The organism is Agrobacterium sp. CFBP 3001, from assembly GCF_027871605.1.
GTDB lineage: Bacteria > Pseudomonadota > Alphaproteobacteria > Rhizobiales > Rhizobiaceae > Agrobacterium > Agrobacterium leguminum.
Genome location: NZ_JAQAHD010000001.1, coordinates 29,215 through 51,775 on the forward strand (window position 1 = coordinate 29,215; position 22,561 = coordinate 51,775).

Consider the following 22,561-nt stretch of genomic DNA (forward strand, 5'->3'; position numbering starts at 1 on the left):
CGGCTGCACGTCGGCAGCCGGATGTCTTGCATATGGTGTGAGGAGTCGGGAAGTCGCGCTATTATGCGGACTTCTTATCGTCCTTGATTTCTTCATAGTCGGCGTCGACGACGTCGTCCTTGCCTTCTGCAGAAGCATCGCCGGCCTCGGCCTGCTGCGCTTCGTAGATGGCCTGACCGAGCTTCATGGAGACTTCCATGAGGGTCTGGGTCTTCGCCTGAATGTCGTCTGCGTCAGGCTCAGCGGCTTCGACAGCGGTCTTCAGGGCGGCAATGGCGTCTTCGATCGCCTTGCGGTCGGTCTCGGAAACCTTGTCACCATATTCCTTCACCGACTTCTCGGTGGAGTGGATGAGGCTTTCGGCCTGATTCTTGGCTTCCACACCCGCACGACGCTTCTTGTCGGCTTCGGCATTGGCTTCGGCGTCCTTCACCATCTTCTCGATGTCCGCGTCGGAGAGACCGCCGGAAGCCTGGATGCGGATCTGCTGTTCCTTGCCGGTGCCCTTGTCTTTCGCCGAAACCTGCACGATGCCGTTGGCGTCGATATCGAAGGTTACTTCGATCTGCGGAACGCCACGCGGTGCCGGCGGCAGGCCGACGAGGTCGAACTGGCCGAGCAGCTTGTTGTCCTGCGCCATTTCACGCTCGCCCTGCGAGACGCGGATGGTCACGGCCGACTGGTTGTCTTCGGCGGTCGAGAAGGTCTGGCTCTTCTTGGTCGGGATCGTCGTGTTGCGATCGATCAGACGGGTGAAGACGCCACCCAGCGTTTCGATGCCGAGCGACAGCGGGGTCACGTCGAGCAGCAGAACGTCCTTGACGTCGCCCTGCAGAACGCCGGCCTGGATGGCGGCGCCCATGGCGACCACTTCATCCGGGTTCACGCCCTTGTGCGGCTCCTTGCCGAACAGTTGCTTGACGACTTCCTGCACCTTCGGCATGCGGCTCATGCCACCGACGAGAACGACTTCATCGATCTCGGAAGCGGAGACGCCTGCATCCTTGAGCGCTGCCTTGCACGGCGCAACGGTGCGCTGCACGAGGTCATCGACCAGGCTTTCGAACTTCGCACGGGTCAGCTTCAGCGTCAGGTGCTTCGGACCGGAAGCATCGGCCGTGATGAACGGCAGGTTGATTTCGGTCTGCTGCGAGGACGACAGCTCGATCTTCGCCTTTTCGGCAGCTTCCTTCAGGCGCTGCAGGGCAAGCTTGTCGTTCTTCAGGTCTATGCCCTGATCCTTCTTGAACTCGCCGGCCAGATATTCCACCAGACGCATGTCGAAGTCTTCACCGCCAAGGAAGGTATCGCCATTGGTGGACTTCACTTCGAAGACGCCGTCGCCGATTTCCAGCACGGAAATATCGAAGGTGCCGCCGCCAAGGTCGTAAACGGCAATGGTCTTGCCGTCTTTCTTGTCGAGACCGTAAGCAAGCGCTGCCGCAGTCGGCTCGTTGATGATGCGCAGGACGTCCAGACCAGCAATGCGGCCGGCATCCTTGGTTGCCTGACGCTGGGCGTCGTTGAAGTAGGCAGGAACCGTGATAACGGCCTTCTCGACCTTTTCGCCGAGATAGGATTCAGCCGTTTCCTTCATCTTCTGAAGGATCATCGCGGAAATCTGCGAAGGGGAATAGGGCTTGTCCTGCGCCTTCACCCATGCGTCGCCATTGTCACCCTTGACGATTTCAAAGGGAACCAGAGCCTTGTCCTTTTCGACGGTCGGGTCTTCATAACGGCGGCCGATGAGGCGCTTGACCGCAAACAGGGTGTTGGTCGGGTTGGTGACCGCCTGGCGCTTGGCCGGCTGGCCGACAAGGCGCTCGCCATCGTCGGAAAATGCCACCATAGACGGCGTGGTACGCGCGCCTTCCGCGTTTTCAATTACTTTCGTGTCCTTGCCGTCCATCACTGCGACGCAGGAGTTGGTCGTGCCAAGGTCGATACCGATTACTTTTGCCATGCTCTTCTCTCCTTGAAGCGAGCTGCCGGAACCCCGTGAGGCATTCTTGTGGCAACTCCTTGACTTGGATTTGCAGCCTTCGCTGCTGTTATGCGGCGTATATAAGGAGCGATTTTTCCTGCTGCAAGGCGCAAGACAGGGGGAAGCGCAGCAAAAAAAGCGCAGGAAACCCCTGTCTGTGCAGAAGCATAGCCATCACGGCTTGCGGAAGCGGGAAAACGCGGCTCAGCTTATACACGGCGCTGCCGGTCGGCATCGCGGCGAGCGACCCGTTGAGACTGGCTTTTAACGGTATCGGGGTGAGGTGAAATGGCGGACAGGGTGGGATTCGAACCCACGGTACGCTTTCACGCACACACGCGTTCCAGGCGTGCGCCTTAAACCACTCGGCCACCTGTCCTTTTTCAAATCTGCATGTTTTGAAGAATGCAAATCACTGGAACGGCGCGATATATACCGATGAATTCGCAGGGATCAACACGAATCTGACAGTTTTTTGAAATGTCGGCAATTTCCTGTGTTCCGATGCGATTGCAAACCGGTTTTCCCGCCTTTATCGATGCAATATAGATTTCAAAATATGGCTGCCTGACCGGCAGATCGTAAACGAGGTGTCCCTGATGAAAGCTTTTTTGCGGTTTTTGAGCTTTCTTTTCCTCGTGGCGGCGGTTTTTCTGGGTGTGCTCGATTCGGTCCGCTCGGTTTCCACCTCCTCGGTCAACATCACCGGCATCCTGTCCGTCTGGAACTATCTGCTTCCTGCCTCGCGCACCATGGTGGAAGCGGCCATGGCTCACTATATTCACCCTGAAGCGTGGCGCTTCATTGAAAATGCCCTGTCGGCGGTGCCCGCATTTGCCGTTTCCCTGGCGCTTTCCCTGCTCTGCTGGATGGCGGGTTACAGGAAACACAAGGCGATGAGGCGTTTATCGGCCTGACTTGTATCTGTCGAAATGGGTGCCCGCAGACGTGAACCATGAGAAGCGGCGGAACTGGCCGCATGGAGGACCGAATGTTCCTGTTCGATACGCTTTCAAAAAAAACGACGATGCCGACCGAAGAAACCGCCTTGCCCGGCCGTGAAGAGGCGCTTGCGGTGCCGGAAGCCCATTTCGTCAATGGCCGGCCCTTGAAGGGGCCTTATCCGGACGGACTTGAAACCATCTATCTCGGCATGGGCTGCTTCTGGGGTGCGGAACGGTTGTTCTGGAAAACGCCAGGCGTGTGGGTGACGGCTGTGGGTTATGCCGGCGGCTTCACCCGCAACCCCACCTATCAGGAGACGACGACGGGCCAGACGGGCCACGCCGAAGTGGTCAAGGTTGTCTACGATCCGGCCGTGATCTCGCTCCCGGGCCTGCTGAAGATATTCTTCGAGGAGCATGATCCGACACAAGGGATGCGGCAGGGCAACGATGTCGGCACGACCTACCGTTCCGCCATTTACGCGACGACGGAAGGGCAGTTGCAGCAGGCGCAGAAGGCGAGCGATGCTTTTCAAGAGGCTTTGGACGAGGCCGGCCATGGCAGCGCCATCACCACCGAGATCGGGCCGCTTGAAAAGTTTTATTACGCTGAAGACTACCATCAGCAATATCTTGCCAAGAACCCGGGCGGCTACTGCGGCCTGAGGGGAACCGGCGTAAGCTGCAATATCGACTAGATTTTTTGCAGGTCGCCCCGGTGGAAAGACCAAAAAAGCGCCAGAATAAAGTTTTTCCACCGGGTCAAAAAAACCGGATGAATTTTTCATTGAGCCATGCAAGGATATGAGGCAAGCACAGCCGGGAAAACGGCTGGCGGTTCCGCAGACATTCCCGGTCAACGGGATTGCGGGAGGACCCTTATAATATCAATTGCAACAACAGGGCTGCACAATGAAAAAATCCCTTCTGACGCTTTTTGCGCTTGCCGCAATGTCGGCTTCCGCGCTCGCCGCGGATATCAAGCCGGCGCTGGTCTATGGCACGGGCGGCAAGTTCGACAAGTCGTTCAACGAGGCCGCTGCGGCCGGCGCTGAAAAGTTCAAGGCGGAAACGGGCATCGAGTTCCGCGATTTCGAACCGACCAGCGACACGCAGGGCGAACAGGCCATCCGCAACTTCGCCAGCAAGGGCTTCAATCCGGTCGTCGCCGTGTCCTTTGCCTGGACCTCGGCCATGGAAAAGGTCGCAGCAGAATTCCCTGACACCAAGTTCGTCATCGTCGATTCCGTCGTCGAACTGCCGAATGTTCGCTCCGTCGTATACAAGGAGCACGAAGGCTCCTATCTCGTCGGTCTTCTGGCCGGCATGGCCTCCAAGACCGGCAAGGTCGGCTTCATCGGCGGCATGGATATTCCGCTGATCCGTAAGTTCGCCTGTGGTTATGCGCAGGGCGCCAAGGCGGCCAACGACAAGATCGAAGTCTTCCAGAACATGACCGGCACCACGGGTGCTGCCTGGAACGATCCGGTGCGCGGCGGCGAACTCACCAAGAACCAGATCGACCAGGGTGCGGACGTGATTTACGCGGCAGCCGGTGCGACCGGTATCGGCGTGTTGCAGACCGCCGCCGACAACAAGAAGTTCTCGATCGGCGTCGATTCCAACCAGAACCACCTGCATCCGGGTTCGGTTCTGACCTCCATGGTCAAGCGCGTCGATCTGGCCGTCTACAATGCCTATAAGGATGCAAAGGACGACAAGTTCACCCCCGGCATCGTTGCGCTCGGCGTCAAGGAAGATGGCGTCGCTTACGCGGTTGACGACAACAACAAGGCTCTGATCACGCCGGAAATGACCGCCGCCGTGGACAAGGCGAAGGCCGATATCATCTCCGGCGCCGTTAAGGTTCATGACTATATGGCGGATAATTCCTGCCCGAAATGATATGATATGCACGGGGGCGCATGATGTTTTTCATCTTGCGCCCTTTTCATATCCAGCCTTCGGAGAGGTTTCGGTTTGAGTATGGACCCTGCAATCGAACTGGTGGGCATCGACAAGAAATTCGGTGCCGTTCACGCCAACAAGAATATCAATCTGACGGTCGCCAAGGGCACCATCCACGGCATCATCGGGGAAAACGGTGCCGGGAAATCGACCCTGATGTCGATCCTCTATGGCTTTTACCAAGCGGACGCCGGTGAAATCCGGGTGAATGGCACGCCCGTCGCGATCCGTGACAGCCAGACGGCCATCAATGCCGGCATCGGCATGGTGCATCAGCACTTCATGCTGGTGGAAAATTTCACCGTGCTGGAAAACGTCATGCTCGGCGCGGAAGGCGGTGCATCGCTCGCTAAGGGCCGGGCGGCGGCCCGCAAGGAGTTGCAGCGCCTAGAGGACGATTACGGTCTGGAAGTCGATCCGGATGCGGTCATCGAGGAATTGCCGGTCGGCCTGCAGCAGCGAGTCGAAATCCTCAAAGCCATGTATCGTGGCGCCGAAATCCTGATCCTCGATGAGCCGACCGGCGTTCTGACGCCGGCCGAGGCCGATCACCTTTTCAAGATACTCGGCGTCCTGCGCGAGCAGGGCAAGACCGTCATCCTCATCACCCACAAGCTGCGCGAAATCATGGCGATCACGGATTCCGTCTCCGTCATGCGCCGCGGTGAAATGGTCGCCACCCGCAAGACCTCCGAAACCAGCGTCGAGGAACTGGCCGAACTGATGGTTGGCCGCCGCGTGCTGCTCAGGGTGGAAAAGGGCGAGACGACGCCCGGCGATGTTCTGCTCTCCATCCGCAATCTGACCGTCAAGGACAGTCGCGGCGTCACCATGGTGGATGATGTCTCGCTCGATGTCCGTGCCGGTGAAATCGTCGGCATTGCCGGCGTGGCGGGCAATGGCCAGTCGGAGCTGCTCGAAGCCATCGCGGGCATCCGCAAGCCCCATTCGGGCGAGATATGGGTGGATGGCCAGAAGGTGGACCACCCCGATCCGGCAATTTTGCGCAGGCTCGGCCTCGCGCATATCCCGGAAGACCGCCACCATATGGGGCTGGTACTGAAATTCGAGGAATATGAGAACTCCATCCTCGGTTATCACCATGATGAGCGTTATGGCAAAGGGCCTTTCCTCAACCCCGAGGCCATCCGCAGGGATGCGGTCGAAAAGATCGAGAAATACGACATTCGCCCGCCGAATCCGCAGTTGAAGACCGCCAATTTTTCCGGCGGCAACCAGCAGAAGATCGTCGTCGCCCGCGAAATCGAGCGCGATCCCAAGATGCTGATCATCGGTCAGCCGACCCGCGGCGTGGATATCGGCGCCATCGAGTTCATCCATCGCCGCATCATCGAGATGCGCGATGCCGGAAAGGCGATTTTGCTGGTTTCTGTCGAACTCGATGAAATCCGTTCCCTTTCGGATCGGATCATGGTCATGTTCGCCGGTCGTGTCGTTGGAGAAAAAACGGCGGAAGCCGAAGAACAGACGCTGGGCCTGATGATGGCCGGCATCGCCGCATGAGGCATGAATGAGCACCGCTTCCGTACCCCTACCAAACTGGATCAGCTACGGCCTGCTGCCTTTGCTGAACGTTGTTACTGCCTTTCTGATTTCCGGCCTCGTTGTCTGGTCTATCGGTGAAAGCCCGCTGGCGGCGCTGCGCCTGCTCATCGAAGGTGCGCTCGGCCGTGGCGATGCCATCGGCTTCACGCTGTTCTACACGACGAGCTTCATCTTCACCGGCCTTTCGGTCGCCGTGGCCTTCCATGCCGGCCTCTTCAACATCGGTTCGGAAGGTCAGGCCTATATTGGCGGGCTGGGTGCTGCGCTGGTGGCGCTGGCGCTCGACCGTTACGTGCCGTGGTATGTGACGATGCCTTTCGCCGTCATCGGTGCCGCGCTTTTCGGCGCGGCCTGGGCCTTCATTCCGGCATGGTTGCAGGCAAAACGCGGCAGCCACGTCGTCATCACCACCATCATGTTCAACTTCATCGCAGCTGCACTGATGGTCTATCTGCTGGTGAATGTGCTGATCGTGCCGGGCAAGATGGCGCCGGAAACGCGCACCTTCCTGCCGGGCGGGCAATTGCCGAAATTGGACTGGCTGATGGCGCTGTTCGGCCTCAAGCTCGGGCCGGCGCCGTTCAACGTCTCCTTCATCATCGCGCTGGTCATGTGTTTCCTCGTCTGGGTGCTGATCTGGCGCACCAAGCTCGGTTATGAGATGCGCACGCTCGGCATCAGCCCGTCGGCCGCCATCTATGCCGGCATTCCCTATGCGCGCACGGTCATCATCGCCATGCTGATTTCCGGCGGTCTGGCGGGCATGATGGCGCTGAACCCGGTCATGGGCGCTTCCGCCCGCCTGCAGGTGGAATTTGTCGGCGGTGCTGGCTTCGTGGGCATCGCCGTGTCGCTGATGGGGCGAAGCCATCCGCTCGGCATCATCTTCGCGGCATTGCTGTTCGGTATTCTCTATCAGGGCGGTGCGGATCTTTCTTTCGAGATGCCGAACATTACCCGCGAGATGATCGTGGTCATTCAGGGTCTGGTGATCCTGTTTGCCGGCGCGCTGGAATATATGTACCGGCCGGCGGTCGTCCGCATCTACCAGCGTTTGGCAAAGGGGTGAGCTGATATGGATTTCTTCGATATGCTGGTCAGCATCCTCGGCTCGACCGTCCGTCTCACCATCCCGCTGCTCTTCACCGCACTTGCCGGGCTCTTTTCCGAACGCGCGGGCGTGTTCGATATCGGCCTTGAAGGCAAGATGCTGGCGGCGGCCTTCGCCTCCGCCTGCGTCGCCTATCTCACGGCAGATCCATGGGCCGGTCTGCTGGCGGGCATCACTGTTTCCATCCTCTTCTCGTTGATCCATGGTTTCGCCGTCATCACCAATCGCGGCAACCAGATCGTGTCGGGCGTGGCGCTGAACTTCATCGCCGCCGGCCTGACGGTGGTTCTGGGGCAAGCCTGGTTCGGGCAGGGCGGCCGCACGCCGCAATTGCCGTCCGAGGGCCGCTTTGCGCCGATCATCCTGCCGGGTGCGGATGCGATGCGCGAGGTGCCCTTCATCGGCCCGCTCTATGCCAATGTCATTTCCGGCAACAATATCCTCACCTATCTCGCCTTTCTGGCGGTGCCGCTGTCCTGGTGGGTGCTTTACCGTACCCGTTTCGGCCTTCGCTTGCGCGCCGTTGGTGAAAACCCGGGTGCGGTGGATACGGCCGGCATTTCGGTGACATGGATGCGTTTCCGCGCCGTCATCGTCGCCGGCTTCCTCTGCGGTTTTTCGGGCGCCTATCTCGCCGTTGCGCAGTCGGCGGCCTTCATCGCCAACATGTCGGCCGGCAAGGGCTATATAGCGCTTGCGGCGCTGATCTTCGCGAAATGGAAGCCGGTGCCGGTCATGTTCGCCTGCCTGCTCTTCGGTTTTCTGGATGCCTTCGCCAACTTCATGCAGGGTAAATCCGTGCCGGGTATAGGCGAGGTGCCGGTGCAGATATTCCAGGCCATGCCCTATATTCTGACCTGCATCCTGCTTGCCGGTTTCATCGGCGTTGCCAAGCCCCCCAAGGCCGGTGGCGTTGCCTATGCGAAGGAGCGTTAAATCCATGTCCCGAGATCCGATGTCCCATGCCCTGTTCGAGGCAGCGGTGGAGGCCATGGCCTTTGCCCATGCGCCCTATTCGAAATTTCCAGTCGGTGCGGCGATCCGCGCCGAAGACGGCAAGATTTACAAGGGCGCCAATATCGAGAATCTTTCCTTCCCGCAGGGCTGGTGCGCTGAACCTTCCGCCATCAGCGCCATGATCATGGGTGGGGCGAAGAAGATCAGCGAAATCGCGGTCATCGCCGAAAAGCTTGCTCTTTGCCCACCCTGCGGCGGCTGCCGGCAGAAGATCGCCGAATTCGCCACGCCGGACACGAAAGTCTATCTCTGCGATGAAACCGGCGTGCAGAAGGTCATGACCATGGAAGAGCTTTTGCCCTTCAGCTTCAAGACAGAGCTGCCCTGATGCCGGATATGCTGATCGATATTCTGGTGGAGCGCCTGAACGGCCTGATGCCGCGCGTCGCCATCGTCCTCGGCTCGGGCCTCGGTTCGCTGGTGGAAGACGTCAGCGATCCGATACGGGTGCCCTATGCCGAACTTCCCGGTTTTCCCGCAAGCGGCGTTTCCGGCCATGCGGGTGAGCTGGTGGCGGGCAATCTTGGTGGTGAGCCGGTCATGATGCTCTCCGGCCGGGTGCATTATTACGAAAAGGGCGATCCGTCCGCCATGCGCGCGATCATCGGGGCGCTGGCCGGTCTCGGCGTGCAGTCGCTCATCCTCACCAATTCGGCAGGTTCGGTCAGGCAGGATATGCCGCCCGGCTCGGTCATGCAGATCACCGATCACATCAACTATTCCGGCATGAACCCGCTAATCGGCGAGGAAAGCGACCGCCGCTTCGTCGGCATGACCACCGCTTACGATCCCGATCTGATGCTTGCCATGCGCAACGCCGCCATCCGTGCCACAGTGCCTTTGTTCGGCGGCGTCTATATGTGGTTTTCCGGCCCGAGCTTCGAAACACCGGCGGAAATCCGCATGGCGCGGCTGCTGGGGGCGGATGCCGTTGGCATGTCCACCGTGCCGGAAGTCATCCTTGCGCGCTTTTTCGGGATGCGCGTCGCCGCCGCATCGGTTATTACCAATTACGGTGCCGGCATGACCGGCGCGGAACTGAGCCATGAAGAAACCAAGGACATGGCTCCCGTGGGCGGCAAGAGGCTTGCCGCCATTCTGAAGGAAATGATCGCAGGAGGAGCGTGACCATGGAACTCCAGCGTCCGCGCGAAGCGGCTGCCCTCACCCTGTCCTTGCTGGACCTGACCAATCTCAAGGAAGACTGCACGCCCGAGCAGATTGCCGCTCTGTGCCAGCGGGCGCATACAGAGTATGGCAATACGGCCGCAATCTGCATCTGGCCGCGCTTCGTGGCGCAGGCCCGTGCGGCGTTTGGAAAAGACCACGCTATCCGCATCGCCACGGTCGTCAATTTTCCTTCGGGCGATCTCGACATCGCGACCGTGGTTGCGGAAACCGAGGCGGCGATCCGCGACGGCGCTGACGAAATCGATCTCGTCATTCCCTATCGCAAATTCATAGCCGGCGATGAAACGGCGGTGTCCACCATGGTGGCGGCCGTTCGCAAGGCCTGCGTTGCACCCGTGCTGCTCAAGGTCATTCTTGAAACCGGCGAGTTGAAGGACAAGGCGCTCATCCGTCGCGCATCGGAACTCGCCATTGCCGAAGGGGCCGATTTCATCAAGACCTCGACCGGCAAGGTTGCCATCAACGCCACGCTGGAGGCCGCCGACATCATGTTGCAGGCGATCCGCGACAGCCGGCAGAAGGTGGGCTTCAAGCCCGCCGGCGGCATCGGCACGGTGGAGGACGCCACGCTTTACCTCAGGCTTGCGGAAACCATCATGGCGCCCAACTGGGCCATGCCGTCCACCTTCCGTTTCGGCGCTTCCGGTGTTCTCGATGATGTGCTGAACGTGCTGGCCGGCGGCGAGCCCGCCAAGGCCGCCAGCGGGTATTGAGCTTGATCCCGCAGGAAATCATCCGGCGCAAACGCGATGGCCTGTCACTTGAGCCTCGGGAGATTGCCGCTTTCATAGAGGCGCTTTCGAAAGACGGCATCTCTGAAGGGCAGGCGGCTGCTTTTGCCATGGCGGTCTTCTTTCGCGGCATGAACCGGGATGAGATGGTGGCGCTGACCCTGGCGATGCGCGACAGCGGTGAGGTCCTGTCCTGGAGCGATCTCGGCAGGCCGGTGGCGGACAAGCATTCCACCGGCGGCGTCGGCGATAATGTCTCCCTGATGCTCGCCCCCATCGTGGCCGCCTGCGGTCTCGCCGTGCCGATGATTTCCGGCCGGGGCCTTGGCCATACCGGCGGCACGCTGGACAAGCTGGAAGCGATCCCCGCGTACGACGTCATGCCGGACGAGGCGTTGTTTCGCCGGACGGTAAAGACGGTCGGCTGCGCCATCATCGGCCAGACGGGCGATCTCGCCCCAGCCGATAAACGCCTCTATGCCATTCGCGATGTGACCGCGACGGTGGATTCCATACCGCTGATCACGGCCTCCATCCTGTCGAAAAAGCTTGCGGCCGGGCTACAGACGCTGGTTCTGGATGTGAAGGTCGGCAACGGTGCTTTCATGCAGAGCGTCGAGGATGCCCGCAATCTCGCCCACGCGCTGGTCGATGTGGCGAACGGCGCAGGCCTGCCGACAACGGCGCTGATAACCGACATGAACGAGCCGCTTGGCGATGCCGCCGGCAATGCGGTCGAAATCGTCAATTGTCTGGATTTTCTGGCCGGCCGCAAGGCAGGCACCCGTCTTGAAAAGGTCGTCCTGTCCTTTGCGGCGGAAATGCTGATGCAGGCGCAAAAGGCGGCCACGCTGGAGGAAGGAGAGGCGCTGGCGTCAGCTGCGCTCTCCTCCGGCCGGGCGTTGGAAATCTTTGCACGGATGGTTTCGGCACTCGGCGGTCCATCGGATTTCGTTGAGCATCCATCCCGTTATCTGCCCTCTGCGCCGGTCATTCATCCGGTTCTGGCGGAGCGCAGCGGTTTGCTCGCCTCCTGCGCCACGCGCGATCTTGGCATGGTTGTCGTCGAACTCGGTGGCGGCAGAAGAAAGCCATCGGACACGATCAATCCTTCTGTCGGTATTTCGGACATCCTGCCGCTCGGTGCGAAGGTGGAAAAGGGCGAGCGGATCGCCGTTGTCCACGCCGCTTCCAGCGACGAAGCGGAACATGCCGTGAAAAGGATAGTGGCCTGCTACGGAATTGCTGACAGCGCGCCTGAGATCGGTGCGCCCGTTCTTGAGCGGATCACCTGACCAGCCGCATCTCGCCGCCCGATACCTTGAAGGACGATAGTTGTTTGAGGAAGCTCATGCCGATCAGCATGTTGCCGAGCGCATTGTCCTTCAGCACCATGGCGTCGACATTCTGAACCCGGATAGTGCCTATCTCCACCCGGTCCAGTTTCACATAGGCAGCCATGGTCTGACCATTCGCCGTTGAAATCGCATATTTATAATCGAGGCTGTTGACGCCGTAACCGAGCCGGCGCGCAATCGTCTCGTTGATGGCGACCATGGAAGCGCCGGTATCGACAAGCCCGTCGAAGGATTTGCCGTTGACGCGGAAGGCGGCATTGAAGTGGCCGCGCGCATCCGCTTTCAGACTGACGCCGCCAAGGGAGACGGACTCCGGCTTGGCTGCTTCGGGTCTGGCTTCCGCTTTCTCGATGCTGGCTTCCGGGCGCGGCTGAAATTTTTCCACCAGAGCCGGAATCTGCGTCGCACCGACCGAAAGCCCAACAAGCAGAAAAATCGCGCGCGTCAGCAAGTCTTTGCTCCTCCAGGGGCAGGTTATTCTTGCCCAGAATAGACGCAAAACATGCTGAATCCTTAAAAGAAAAAGCCATTCGCCGCTGGTGGAAGCGGCGAATGGCTCAAACGGTTAAGCGATGATGAACGGGTTTATTTAGTGCCGTACATGCGGTCGCCGGCATCGCCGAGACCGGGAACGATATAACCCTTCTCGTTCAGATGGCTGTCGATCGCGGCGGTGTAGATATGCACATCGGGATGCGCTTCACGGAAGTTCTTGATGCCCTCGGGCGCCGCCAGCAGACACAGGAAGCGGATGTTCTTCGCACCGCGCTCCTTCAGCTTCTCAACGGCGGCGATAGAGGAATTGCCGGTTGCCAGCATCGGATCGACAACGATGATAAGGCGCGCATCGAGGCTTTCTGGAGCCTTGAAGTAATATTCGACGGCTTCCAGCGTGTCATGATCGCGATAAACACCGATATGGGAAACACGCGCCGAAGGCACGAGCTCGAGCATGCCTTCCAAGAGGCCGTTGCCGGCGCGCAGGATGGAGGCGAAAACCAGCTTCTTGCCTTCGAGCACGGGGGCCTCGATGGTTTCGAGCGGCGTATCGATGGTTTCCATCGTCATCTCAAGGTCGCGCGTCACTTCATAGCAGAGCAGCGTTGAAATTTCCCTGAGCAGGCGGCGGAAGCCGGCCGTGGAAGTTTCCTTCTTGCGCATGATGGTAAGTTTGTGCCGCACCAGCGGATGTTCGATGACTGTGACGCCGTCCATGAAACTGGCCTTCCTTTTATCTTATGCCTTGTAATTCACCGAAAGCGCGCTTTTCGCAAGCCTTCTTCGCGGTTTTACCCCCGCGAACCGCAGCGTCAGGCGCCATCGAGTTTCGCAAGCAGTCGTGCGCGTGTTGCCTCGTCCACGAAGGCGCATTCCAGTGCGGTCCGCGTCATGCGGTCGATCTCGGCATCGCTGAAGCCGAACTCATCCGCAGCCAGCGCATATTCCCGCGCAAGCGAGGTAAAGAAGAATGGCGGGTCGTCGGAACTGATGCAGACACGCACTCCGGCGTCGCTCAGAGCTTTCAGCGGGTGGCTGGCAAAATCGGGATAGACGTTGAGCGCGATATTCGAGCCGGGGCAGACTTCCAGAACCGTTCCCGCCTCGGCCAGCCGGGCGATGAGACCGGCATCTTCGATGGCGCGCACGCCATGCCCGATGCGGGACGGTTTGACGAGATCGAGCGCATCGGTAACGCTTTCCGGTCCGCAAACCTCGCCGGCATGAATGGTCAGCCCAAGGCCGGCATCGCGGGCGATGTCGAAGGCGCGCGCATAATCGGCGACGCGGCCCATGCGCTCCTCGCCGGCCATGTTGAAGCCCGTCACCAGCGGATGTTGGGCGCGTGCCGCATATTCGGCCGCGGCGATTACCCGCTCCGGGCCGAAGTGGCGCTCACCGGTGACGATGATGCGGGTTTCGATCCCCGTCTTTTCCCTTGCGATGCGGATACCTTCGGCAATGCCGGCCAGATAGGCGTCGGCACCGAGCCCGATGCGGTCGCCGTGATCGGGCGAAATGATCAGCTCGCTATAGATGGTATTGGCTTCGGCAAGTTCGGTCAGATAGGTTTCAGTCAGGACGGCATAATCCTCATCCGTCTTGAACACCTGCGCCACCGCATCGTAACAACGGATGAATTCGGCGAAATCCGACCAGACATATTGGCCGTTCCGCAGAAAGCCGCTGGTGTCGATGCCGTATTTCTCCGCCTGTTTAGCGACAAGGGCGGGCGGGGCCGCACCTTCGATGTGGCAGTGAATTTCCGCTTTCAGCAAATGCGATGTCAAATGAAGCTCCTGCCGTGAGAACCGGCCTCGATGCCAAGATGGTGGGCGATGCTTTCGCCGATATCGGCGTAGCTTGAACGGATGCCGACATCGCGCGAGCGAATGCCCGGCCCGAATGCCATGATCGGCACCCTTTCCCGTGTATGGTCCGTGCCCCGCCATGTGGGGTCGCAGCCGTGATCGGCGGTCAGAAGGGCGATGTCACCCGGCGCCATCTTGCGATGGATTTCGGGGATTCGCGCATCGAAGGCCTCAAGGGCGGCGGCGTAACCGGCAACATCGCGGCGATGGCCATAAAGCATGTCGAAATCGACGAAATTGGTGAAGACGAGATCGCCGTTTTCAGCCTCATCGATAGCCTGCAACGTCGCATCCATCAGGGCGCTGTTGCCATTTGCCTTGATGACGCGCGTCACACCCTGATGGGCGTAGATATCGCCGATCTTGCCGATGGCGTGCACTTTTCGGCCGGCCTCCACAAGTCTGTCGAGCAGGGTCGGCTCCGGCGGCAGAACGGAGAAATCGCGGCGGTTGCCGGTGCGTTCGAAGGTCGCGACCGTCTCGCCGATGAAGGGGCGGGCGATGACGCGGCCGATATTCAGCGGATCGAGCAGCTTGCGCACCGTCTCGCAGAGCGCGATGAGGCGCTCCAGGCCGAAATGCGTTTCGTGCGCGGCGATCTGGAAAACGGAATCGGATGAGGTGTAGCAGATCGGTTTACCGGTCCTGATATGCTCCTCGCCGAGCGCAGCGATGATCTCGGTGCCGGAAGCATGGCAATTGCCGAGAATGCCCGGAATATTTGCCTCCTTGCAGATCGCTTCCACCAGTTCCGGCGAAAACGCATCGCCTTCCGTCGGGAAATATCCCCAGTCGAAGGTGACGGGCGTACCGGCGATCTCCCAGTGGCCGGAAGGCGTGTCCTTGCCCTTGGAGATTTCGCTGGCGGAGCCGTGTAGGCCGAAAATGCGCTCCGGCGGTTCCATGCCGGCGGGAATGTCGCCGCTTGCCTGCCGCGCGATCTCCAGCAGGCCGAGCGAACACATGTTCGGCAATTTCAGCGGACCGGAGCGAAGCCCCGCTTTGTCGGCAGCGCCTGCTGCACAGAATTCCGCGATATGGCCGAGCGTGTTTGCGCCAAGATCACCATAGCGCTCCGCGTCGGGTGCGCCGCCGACGCCGAAGGAATCCAGAACGAGAAGAAATGCTCTTGCCATAACTCACCGAAACAAAATGCGCCGACGGGCAATGTCAGGCCGAACTGTCGTTATAGATCAGCAAAACGTGAAGAAGGAAGTGCTTTTATGAACCATCCGGTAAAACCGGCTGCTTAGTCCTCGTCCCGTTTCGGTTTGGGGGCGTTGAGGTTGCGCAGGACATACCACCCCGCAGCCACCACCATCGCCGCCAGAATATACCACGTAACGGCATAGGAGAGGTGGTTGTTGGGAAAGGTGAGCATGGTCTTGCCGCCGACCGGCAGGCCGCCCGGATTGGGTGTCGCATCGGCGTCGACATAGAACGGCGCGACATCGGAAAGGCCGGATGCCTGCGAGATTTGCGGAATGTTGCGGGAATACCAGCGGCCATTTGCCGGATCGTTGGTGCGCAGAAAAAGCCCTCCGGTCTCGGGCGCACGCATCAACCCGACGATCTCGACCTTTCCGGTCGGTTCGCCTTCCTGACGGGAGGACGGGTCGCGCCTGTCGGACGGCACGAAGCCGCGATTGACGATAATGCTGGAGCCATCGTCGCGTTTGAGCGGCGTCATCACCCAGTAACCGGGGCCGAGGTCCGTGACCGTATAGACCTGAACCTCCCTGTCATTGAGAAAGGTGCCGGACAGTTTCACACGGCGATATTCGTATTCCGTCGGATCGCCGAGCGCCGGCCATTCTTTGGCGGCAGGGGCGTCGACGGGATCGGCATGGGCGCGGGCTTCGACCCGCTCGATAAGATCGAGCTTCCAGGAAAGGCGCTTGACCTGCCATGTGCCGAGCGCGAGCAGCAGGCCCGTCAGAACAACCGTCAGGAACAGGACGACGATGGCCGCAGGGCGGATGCGCCGGTTATGGGGTGTGGTATCGCTCATGTCACGGTCCTTGCGAAGCGCGCCCGGCAGAAACCAGTCTGCTTTGGCGGGTTTCCTAGAGCATTTCCAGGAAAAGTGGAACCCGGTTTTCCGTCCGGAAATGCGCCAAAACAAAGAGTTAGAGTGTTTTCGCGATTCGAGGAAAAGCGAAAAAACTCTAGCGCCCGCATGCGCTTCTTCCAGCAAATAACCCCATAAATCGCACCAGGATTCATGGGGTTATGTGTTGGCGCGAAGGCGGCCCGCCGGAAATCCGGCAGGCCGTTGGTCTCTGCTGCTCAGGGCAGGTTTTTCACATCCTCGATGTGCAGCGGCATCATGTTCTTGTTCATGTTGTACATAACCCAGAGCGAGCCGGAGAGCGTGATCAGGAGCACCACGACGGTGAAGATCAGCGCCATGAAGGTCCAGCCGCCTTCGGACTTGGTGTCCATGTGCAGGAAGTAGATCATGTGCACGAAGATCTGGATGACGCCGAGACCCATGATGGCGATGACCAGCAGGGTCTTGTTTTCAAGAACGTCGCCCATGACTAGCCAGAAGGGGATCGCCGTCAGGATAACCGACAGGACGAAGCCGATCATGTAGCTCTTGAAGGTGCCGTGGCTTGCGCCATCATGGTGATGATGGTCGTCGCCATGCGCGTCGTGATGTGCGTGTGCTTCGGAACTCATCAAAGAACTCCCATGAGGTAAACGAAGGAGAAGACGCCGATCCAGATGACGTCAAGGAAGTGCCAGAACATCGACAGGCACATCAGGCGACGCTTGTTGGCGGCGATCAGGCCGTGCTTGGCGACCTGGAACATCAGCGTGACGAGCCAGATGATGCCGAAGGTGACGTGCAGACCGTGCGTGCCGACCAGCGCGAAGAAGGCCGACAGGAACGCCGAACGCTGCGGACCCGCGCCTTCCGCGATCAGGTGATGGAACTCGTAGAGTTCGACGGCGAGGAAGGCGAGGCCGAAGAGGCCGGTCACACCCAGCCAGACCAGCGTGGCCTTTACCTTCTGCTTTTCCATTTCCAGCATGGCGAAGCCATAGGTGATGGAGGAGAGAAGCAGGAAGCCGGTATTGATCGCCACCAGCTTCAGGTCGAACAGGTCGGCGCCGGAAGGGCCGGCCGCATAGTTGCGGCCGACAACGGCATAGGTGGCAAACAGCGTCGCGAAGATGAGGCAGTCGCTCATCAGGTAGAGCCAGAAGCCGAGCGAGGTGCCGTTCTCCGGGTGATGGTCTTCCTTCAGGTAGAAGACCGGTGGTTCAGCGCCGTCGACGCTTTGTGCAGGTGTATGAGACATGTTCCGTTACGCCTGTTCCGCGAGCAGCTTGGTACGTTCCGCTTCGACCGTCGAAACGTCGGAAGCCGGAATGTAATAATCGCGATTGTAGTTGAAGGTATGGGCGATGGAGACCGCGATGATGGCGAGCATCGACAGAGCCGCAAGCCACCAGATGTGCCATACCAGGGCGAAGCCGAGAACCACGCTGATGGCGCTGATGATCACGCCCGCGCCGGTGTTCTTCGGCATATGGATCGGGATGAAGCCTTCCTTGGGACGGCTGTAACCGCGCTTCTTCATATCCGCCCAGGCGTCGACATCGTGGATGACGGGCGTGAAGGCGAAGTTGTAGGCGGGCGGCGGCGAAGACGTCGACCATTCCAGCGTACGGCCGTTATAGGGGTCGCCGGTCACGTCACGCAGCTTGTCGCGCTTCAGGAAGCTGACGATGAGCTGGATGACGAAGGAGGCGATGCCGAGCGCGATCAGGAAGGCGCCGAAGGCGGCGATCACGAACCAGATCTGCAGGGAATTGTCCTCGAACTGGCTGATACGGCGGGTAATCCCCATCAGGCCGAGAATATAAAGCGGCATGAAGGCGAAATAGAAACCGATGAACCAGAACCAGAAGGACAGCTTGCCCCAAAACGGATCGAGCCGGTATCCGAAGGCCTTCGGGAACCAGTAGACGATACCCGCAAGCACACCGAACACCACGCCACCGATGATGGTGTTGTGGAAGTGGGCGATCAGGAACAGCGAGTTGTGCAGCACGAAGTCCGCCGGCGGAACGGCGAGGAGAACGCCGGTCATGCCGCCGATGACGAAGGTGATCATGAAGCCGATCGTCCACAGCATCGGGACATCGAACTTGATGCGGCCCTTATACATGGTGAAGAGCCAGTTGAAGATCTTGGCACCCGTCGGGATCGAGATGATCATCGTGGTGATGCCGAAGAAAGCATTCACGCTTGCACCGGAACCCATGGTGAAGAAGTGGTGCAGCCACACGATATAGGCGAGGATGGTGATGACGCCCGTGGCGTAAACCATCGAGGCATAACCGAAGAGACGCTTGCGGGAGAACGTTGCAACGATTTCCGAGAAGACGCCGAATGCCGGCAGGACCAGGATGTAAACTTCGGGGTGGCCCCAGATCCAGATGAGGTTGACATACATCATCGGGTTGCCGCCGAGATCGTTGGTGAAGAAGTTGGTGCCAACGTAACGGTCGAGGGTGAGAAGTGCCAGCGTGCCGGTCAGGATCGGGAAGGAGGCCACGATCAGGATGTTCGAACACAGCGATGTCCAGACGAAGATCGGCAGGCGCATCATGGTCATGCCAGGCGCGCGCATCTTGATGATCGTCACGATCAGGTTGATGCCCGATAGCGTCGTTCCCACACCGGCGATCTGCAGACCCCAGATGTAATAATCCACCCCGACTCCCGGGCTTCCATCGATGCCGGAAAGCGGCGGATAGGCCAGCCAGCCGGTCTGCGCATATTCACCGATGAACAGCGAGATCATGGTGATGACGGCGCCGGCCGTGGTCATCCAGAAGGAGAAGTTGTTGAGGAAGGGGAACGAAACGTCGCGGGCGCCGATCTGCAGCGGCACGACGAAGTTCATCAGACCCGTGATCATCGGCATGGCCATGAAGAAGATCATGATGACGCCGTGGGCCGTGAAGATCTGGTCGTAATGGTGCGGCGGAAGGTAACCTTCCGATCCGCCCGACGCGATCGCCTGCTGGACGCGCATCATGATGGCATCGGCGAAACCGCGCAGCAGCATGACGAGCGCCAGAATGATGTACATGATACCGATCTTCTTGTGATCGATGCTCGTGAACCATTCATTCCAGAGATAGCCCCAGAGGCGGAAATAGGTGAGGGCGCCGACGACGGCGATACCGCCCAGAGCCACGGCCGCGAAGGTTGCGACAAGAATGGGCTCGTGAAGCGGGATGGACTCCCATGTCAGCTTCCCGAACAGGAACGACGTTTGATCGGAATTGACGATCATTTTTAGCCTCTTGCGATTCTAAGACATAAGATCGGCGCAGCCATTGGCCGCGCCGCATAATGCCGGGACGTATCCGTCAGCCAGCGACTTGTTTCGTTTCCGGCAGCGCCGCAGGCTCGAAAGTCTGTCCTTCGAGCGCAGCCGGAGTGGATTGGGGACCGCTGGCGACGCCAAAGGGCGCAAGCGGCGTGCAGACGACGGAATTCAGCGCCTTGGCGATATCGATGCCTTCCTTGCCGCCGCCGCCATTGGCGTCGATATGCATCATGTCGCGCATGCAGAGCTTGTTGGGCTCGACGCAGCGGTTGAGAATGGCGCTGTAGAGTTCGGGATCGACCGAAGCGAAATATTGTACCGGCTCGCGTTCGGAAGGCTTGGCGAATTCCAGATATTCCTGACGGCCGAAGCCCTTGCCGCCCTCTTTCGCCTTGGCAACCCACTGGTCGAAGCCCTGCTGGCTCAGGCCATGGAACTTGAAGCGCATGTGGGAGAAGCCGGGGCCGGAGAAGTTGGCCGAGAAGCCGTCATAAACGCCTTCCTTGTTGATGACCGCGTGCAGCTTGGTCTGCATGCCGCCCATGGCGTAGATCTGGCCGGCGAGCGCGGGCACGAAGAAGGAGTTCATTGCCGTCGTGCCGGTGATCTTGAAATTGATCGGAACATCGACCGGAGCGGCGAATTCATTGACGCTGCCAATGCCGAGTTCGGGATAGAAGAACAGCCACTTCCAGTCCATGGCCACCACTTCCACCGTGATCGGTTTGACATCGGCGGTCACCTGACGGTTCTCGTCGATACGCTCCAGCGGACGATAGGGGTCGAGACGGTGAGTGGAAATCCAGGTCACCGTGCCGAGCATCAGGATGATGGCGACCGGAGCCGACCAGATCACCATTTCAAGGCGCGTGGAGTGGTGCCATTCGGGATCGTAATCCTCGGCCTTTGCCGATTCCCGATATTTCCATGCGAAGAAAATCGTCAGGACGATGACGGGGACGATGATCAGCAGCATCAAGACCGTGGACGTGATGATAAGATCGCGCTGCTGGATGGCGACGTCGCCCGAAGGGTTCATCACCACGAGGTTACAGCCGCTGAGCAGCAGCAGAGCCGGGATTGCCAGAAGGGCGGATAGGATTTTTTTGATCGTGCGCACGTTCTTTGAACTCGTACAGTTTGGATTATGACGCGAATAATTGCCGAACATCATTTTTCAAATGAGGTATATTGTCGCGGTGCAGCGAAACCTTCGCGATGCACCATGTCTCGGGCAGAGCTGCGTTTAAGGACGGAGCGCGTGCATTATCGCATGGTCAGCTGACTGGGCAACCCTTTATTGCCAAACTTCAATTGACGTTACGTAGGGTGCGTGTGACAATCCGCCGCATCGTAACGCAACGGAAGAGGAGCCGGCGCGTTACAGGAAATGGTTCGTCCATGACGCAGGAGGGATATTATGAGTTATACGAATGCTGCTCCATCCTTTGGGCAGGCGCCGGAGGCGAACGGAAATGGGGTCGGTCCCGTCAAGGTCGATCCGGATCGCATCACGATTGCGGTCATTCTTGCGAGAATGACGGAATTCTTTGACTTTTTCATCTATGCCATCGCCTCCGCGCTCGTTTTCCCCCACGTCTTCTTTTCTTTCGTCGACCCGCTGACGGCGACGCTCTATTCCTTCGCGGTTTTCTCACTGGCCTTTATCGCAAGGCCTATCGGCTCGCTGATCTTCCTCCAGATCGACCGCAAATTCGGGCGCGCCGTGAAGCTGATGGCCGCTCTCTTCACGCTCTGTGGTTCCACCATGGCGATCAGCTTTCTTCCGTCCTATGCGGAAGCGGGCATGCTTGCCCCCTGTCTTCTGGCGGTGTTCCGCATCGGCCAGGGCCTTGGGCTCGGCGGCGCATGGGACGGTCTGGTGTCGCTGCTCGCCATGAATGCGCCGCAGAAACAGCGCGGCTGGTACGCCATGATGCCGCAGATCGGTGCGGCCATGGGCTTCGGTCTCGCCAGCGCCTTTTTCATCGTCTTCGTCACACAGCTTTCCAATGCGGAATTCCTCGCCTGGGGCTGGCGTTTCCCCTTCTTCGTGGCGCTGGCGCTGAATGTTCTCGCGCTCTTCGCCCGCTTGCGCATGATCGTGACGCCGGAATTTCAGGCCATGCTGGAACAGCACGAGCTGGAACCGCGCCCCATGTTCAAGATGCTGCGCTCGCAGTTTCCGGTGGTCCTCACGGGAGCGTTCGTGCCGCTGGCAAGCTTTGCGCTCTTCCATCTGGTCACCGTCTTCCCGCTGAGTTGGGTTTCGCTCAACACCAGCCAGCGTGTCTCGGACTTCCTGTTCGTGCAATTCGTCAGCGCCATCATCGCCGGCGGGATGATCGTGGTCTCCGGTATTCTGGCCGACAGGATCGGCCGGCGGAAGCTTCTGGCCATCGCGGCGGTGCTGATCGGCCTTTTCAGTCTGGTTGCACCGGTTCTTCTTGGTTCCGGTGATATTGGCCGTTATCTCTTTGTGCTGATCGGCTTTTCTCTGCTTGGCCTGTCCTTCGGTCAGGCAGGCGGCGCGCTTGCTTCCCGCTTCAGCCGTGAGTACCGCTATACCGGCGCGTCGCTCACCTCGGATATTTCCTGGCTGATCGGTGCTGGCTTCGCACCGCTCGTCGCGCTCGGATTTTCGTCCAAATTCGGCCTTTTCGCGGTCGGCATTTACCTGATGTCGGGTGCGCTCTGCACGCTGATTGCCCTCTGGTTCAGCCGCACGCTGGACATGCCTTCGGAGTGATCCGGGCAATTTAAAAATCTCTGCAGCCATCGCGCCGCGGAATCCTGTCGGATTTCGCGGCGTTTTTGTTTTTTTATTGCGCCGGGTCGATTTTAATCTTGACTTGGTCGATCATGAAATATTATGTAAGCAATACTGACGTAATTCAGTGTATCTCACTGCCGGAAAGCCGGCCTTCAGGGAACGCGATGCGAACGACGACGATCATTATTTGCG

General features: G+C 59.5%; 21 protein-coding genes and 1 tRNA gene. 11 read left to right on the plus strand and 11 right to left on the minus strand.

Annotated features, from left to right (window positions below; all coding sequences use genetic code 11):
* Positions 1-61: 61 nt before the first annotated feature.
* Positions 62-1,963, minus strand: coding sequence for a molecular chaperone DnaK (dnaK, locus tag PH605_RS00145; RefSeq protein ID WP_065654771.1), 1,902 nt, complete (start codon positions 1,961-1,963; stop codon positions 62-64).
* A gap of 310 nt (positions 1,964-2,273) precedes the next feature.
* Positions 2,274-2,363 (minus strand) — tRNA-Ser (locus tag PH605_RS00150).
* A 220-nt stretch (positions 2,364-2,583) separates the two neighbouring features.
* Between PH605_RS00150 and PH605_RS00155 the strand changes: the two genes are divergently transcribed.
* The 10 genes from PH605_RS00155 (at position 2,584) to deoA (ending at position 11,807) form a co-directional block, all read left to right on the plus strand.
* Entirely contained in the window at positions 2,584-2,901 is a 318-nt protein-coding gene (locus tag PH605_RS00155) for a hypothetical protein (RefSeq protein ID WP_003524345.1), read from the plus strand.
* Positions 2,902-2,975: 74 nt separating this feature from the next.
* A complete protein-coding gene (msrA, locus tag PH605_RS00160) occupies positions 2,976-3,626 on the plus strand; it encodes a peptide-methionine (S)-S-oxide reductase MsrA (protein ID WP_142844305.1) in 651 nt (216 codons plus the stop codon).
* Between the two features lie 214 nt (positions 3,627-3,840).
* Entirely contained in the window at positions 3,841-4,833 is a 993-nt protein-coding gene (locus PH605_RS00165; protein ID WP_003524348.1) for a BMP family lipoprotein, read from the plus strand.
* Positions 4,834-4,914: 81 nt separating this feature from the next.
* Entirely contained in the window at positions 4,915-6,420 is a 1,506-nt protein-coding gene (locus PH605_RS00170) for an ABC transporter ATP-binding protein (RefSeq protein WP_142844303.1), read from the plus strand.
* Between the two features lie 7 nt (positions 6,421-6,427).
* On the plus strand, positions 6,428-7,531 hold the full coding sequence (locus tag PH605_RS00175) for an ABC transporter permease (RefSeq protein ID WP_003524352.1): 1,104 nt from the start codon (positions 6,428-6,430) through the stop codon (positions 7,529-7,531).
* Positions 7,532-7,537: 6 nt separating this feature from the next.
* Complete coding sequence (locus PH605_RS00180; protein ID WP_003493080.1) at positions 7,538-8,509, plus strand: ABC transporter permease; 972 nt, start codon at positions 7,538-7,540, stop codon at positions 8,507-8,509.
* 19 nt (positions 8,510-8,528) lie between these two features.
* The gene (locus tag PH605_RS00185) at positions 8,529-8,918 is read left to right on the plus strand and encodes a cytidine deaminase (protein ID WP_003524353.1); all 390 of its coding nucleotides are present in this window, start codon (positions 8,529-8,531) and stop codon (positions 8,916-8,918) included.
* Positions 8,918-9,718, plus strand: coding sequence for a purine-nucleoside phosphorylase (locus PH605_RS00190; RefSeq protein ID WP_142844231.1), 801 nt, complete (start codon positions 8,918-8,920; stop codon positions 9,716-9,718). The genes PH605_RS00185 and PH605_RS00190 overlap by 1 nt, the downstream gene beginning before the upstream one ends.
* Before the next feature lie 2 nt (positions 9,719-9,720).
* Positions 9,721-10,494 carry a deoxyribose-phosphate aldolase gene (gene deoC / locus PH605_RS00195; RefSeq protein WP_003524355.1) on the plus strand — a complete coding sequence of 258 codons (774 nt, stop codon included), beginning with the start codon at positions 9,721-9,723 and terminating at the stop codon, positions 10,492-10,494.
* Positions 10,491-11,807: a thymidine phosphorylase gene (deoA, locus tag PH605_RS00200; protein ID WP_142844229.1), complete on the plus strand. Its 1,317-nt coding sequence runs from the start codon at positions 10,491-10,493 to the stop codon at positions 11,805-11,807. Before deoC ends, deoA begins: the two co-directional genes overlap by 4 nt.
* On the opposite strand, the gene PH605_RS00205 is transcribed toward deoA, so the two are convergent.
* From PH605_RS00205 to cyoA, 9 genes are all read right to left on the minus strand, one after another.
* The gene (locus tag PH605_RS00205) at positions 11,800-12,321 is read right to left on the minus strand and encodes a TIGR02281 family clan AA aspartic protease (protein ID WP_080855764.1); all 522 of its coding nucleotides are present in this window, start codon (positions 12,319-12,321) and stop codon (positions 11,800-11,802) included. The two genes, deoA and PH605_RS00205, sit on opposite strands and share 8 nt — an antisense overlap.
* A gap of 134 nt (positions 12,322-12,455) precedes the next feature.
* Complete coding sequence (gene upp, locus PH605_RS00210) at positions 12,456-13,085, minus strand: uracil phosphoribosyltransferase (RefSeq protein WP_003524359.1); 630 nt, start codon at positions 13,083-13,085, stop codon at positions 12,456-12,458.
* Between the two features lie 95 nt (positions 13,086-13,180).
* Positions 13,181-14,158 carry an adenosine deaminase gene (locus tag PH605_RS00215; protein ID WP_142844228.1) on the minus strand — a complete coding sequence of 326 codons (978 nt, stop codon included), beginning with the start codon at positions 14,156-14,158 and terminating at the stop codon, positions 13,181-13,183.
* Positions 14,155-15,375 carry a phosphopentomutase gene (locus tag PH605_RS00220; RefSeq protein ID WP_142844226.1) on the minus strand — a complete coding sequence of 407 codons (1,221 nt, stop codon included), beginning with the start codon at positions 15,373-15,375 and terminating at the stop codon, positions 14,155-14,157. The genes PH605_RS00215 and PH605_RS00220 overlap by 4 nt, the downstream gene beginning before the upstream one ends.
* A 113-nt stretch (positions 15,376-15,488) precedes the next feature.
* Positions 15,489-16,250, minus strand: coding sequence for an SURF1 family protein (locus tag PH605_RS00225; RefSeq protein WP_161987731.1), 762 nt, complete (start codon positions 16,248-16,250; stop codon positions 15,489-15,491).
* Positions 16,251-16,528: 278 nt separating this feature from the next.
* Complete coding sequence (gene cyoD, locus PH605_RS00230) at positions 16,529-16,924, minus strand: cytochrome o ubiquinol oxidase subunit IV (protein ID WP_003514416.1); 396 nt, start codon at positions 16,922-16,924, stop codon at positions 16,529-16,531.
* On the minus strand, positions 16,924-17,550 hold the full coding sequence (cyoC, locus tag PH605_RS00235) for a cytochrome o ubiquinol oxidase subunit III (protein WP_020812536.1): 627 nt from the start codon (positions 17,548-17,550) through the stop codon (positions 16,924-16,926). Before cyoC ends, cyoD begins: the two co-directional genes overlap by 1 nt.
* Before the next feature lie 6 nt (positions 17,551-17,556).
* Positions 17,557-19,560 (minus strand): cytochrome o ubiquinol oxidase subunit I, encoded by a 2,004-nt coding sequence (gene cyoB, locus PH605_RS00240; RefSeq protein WP_125145102.1) that lies wholly within the window; start codon positions 19,558-19,560, stop codon positions 17,557-17,559.
* A gap of 76 nt (positions 19,561-19,636) precedes the next feature.
* Positions 19,637-20,767, minus strand: a complete 1,131-nt coding sequence (gene cyoA, locus PH605_RS00245; protein ID WP_065654756.1) for a ubiquinol oxidase subunit II — start codon at positions 20,765-20,767, stop codon at positions 19,637-19,639.
* 249 nt (positions 20,768-21,016) lie between these two features.
* Between cyoA and PH605_RS00250 the strand changes: the two genes are divergently transcribed.
* Entirely contained in the window at positions 21,017-22,345 is a 1,329-nt protein-coding gene (locus PH605_RS00250; protein ID WP_065654755.1) for an MFS transporter, read from the plus strand.
* Positions 22,346-22,561 lie beyond the last annotated feature (216 nt).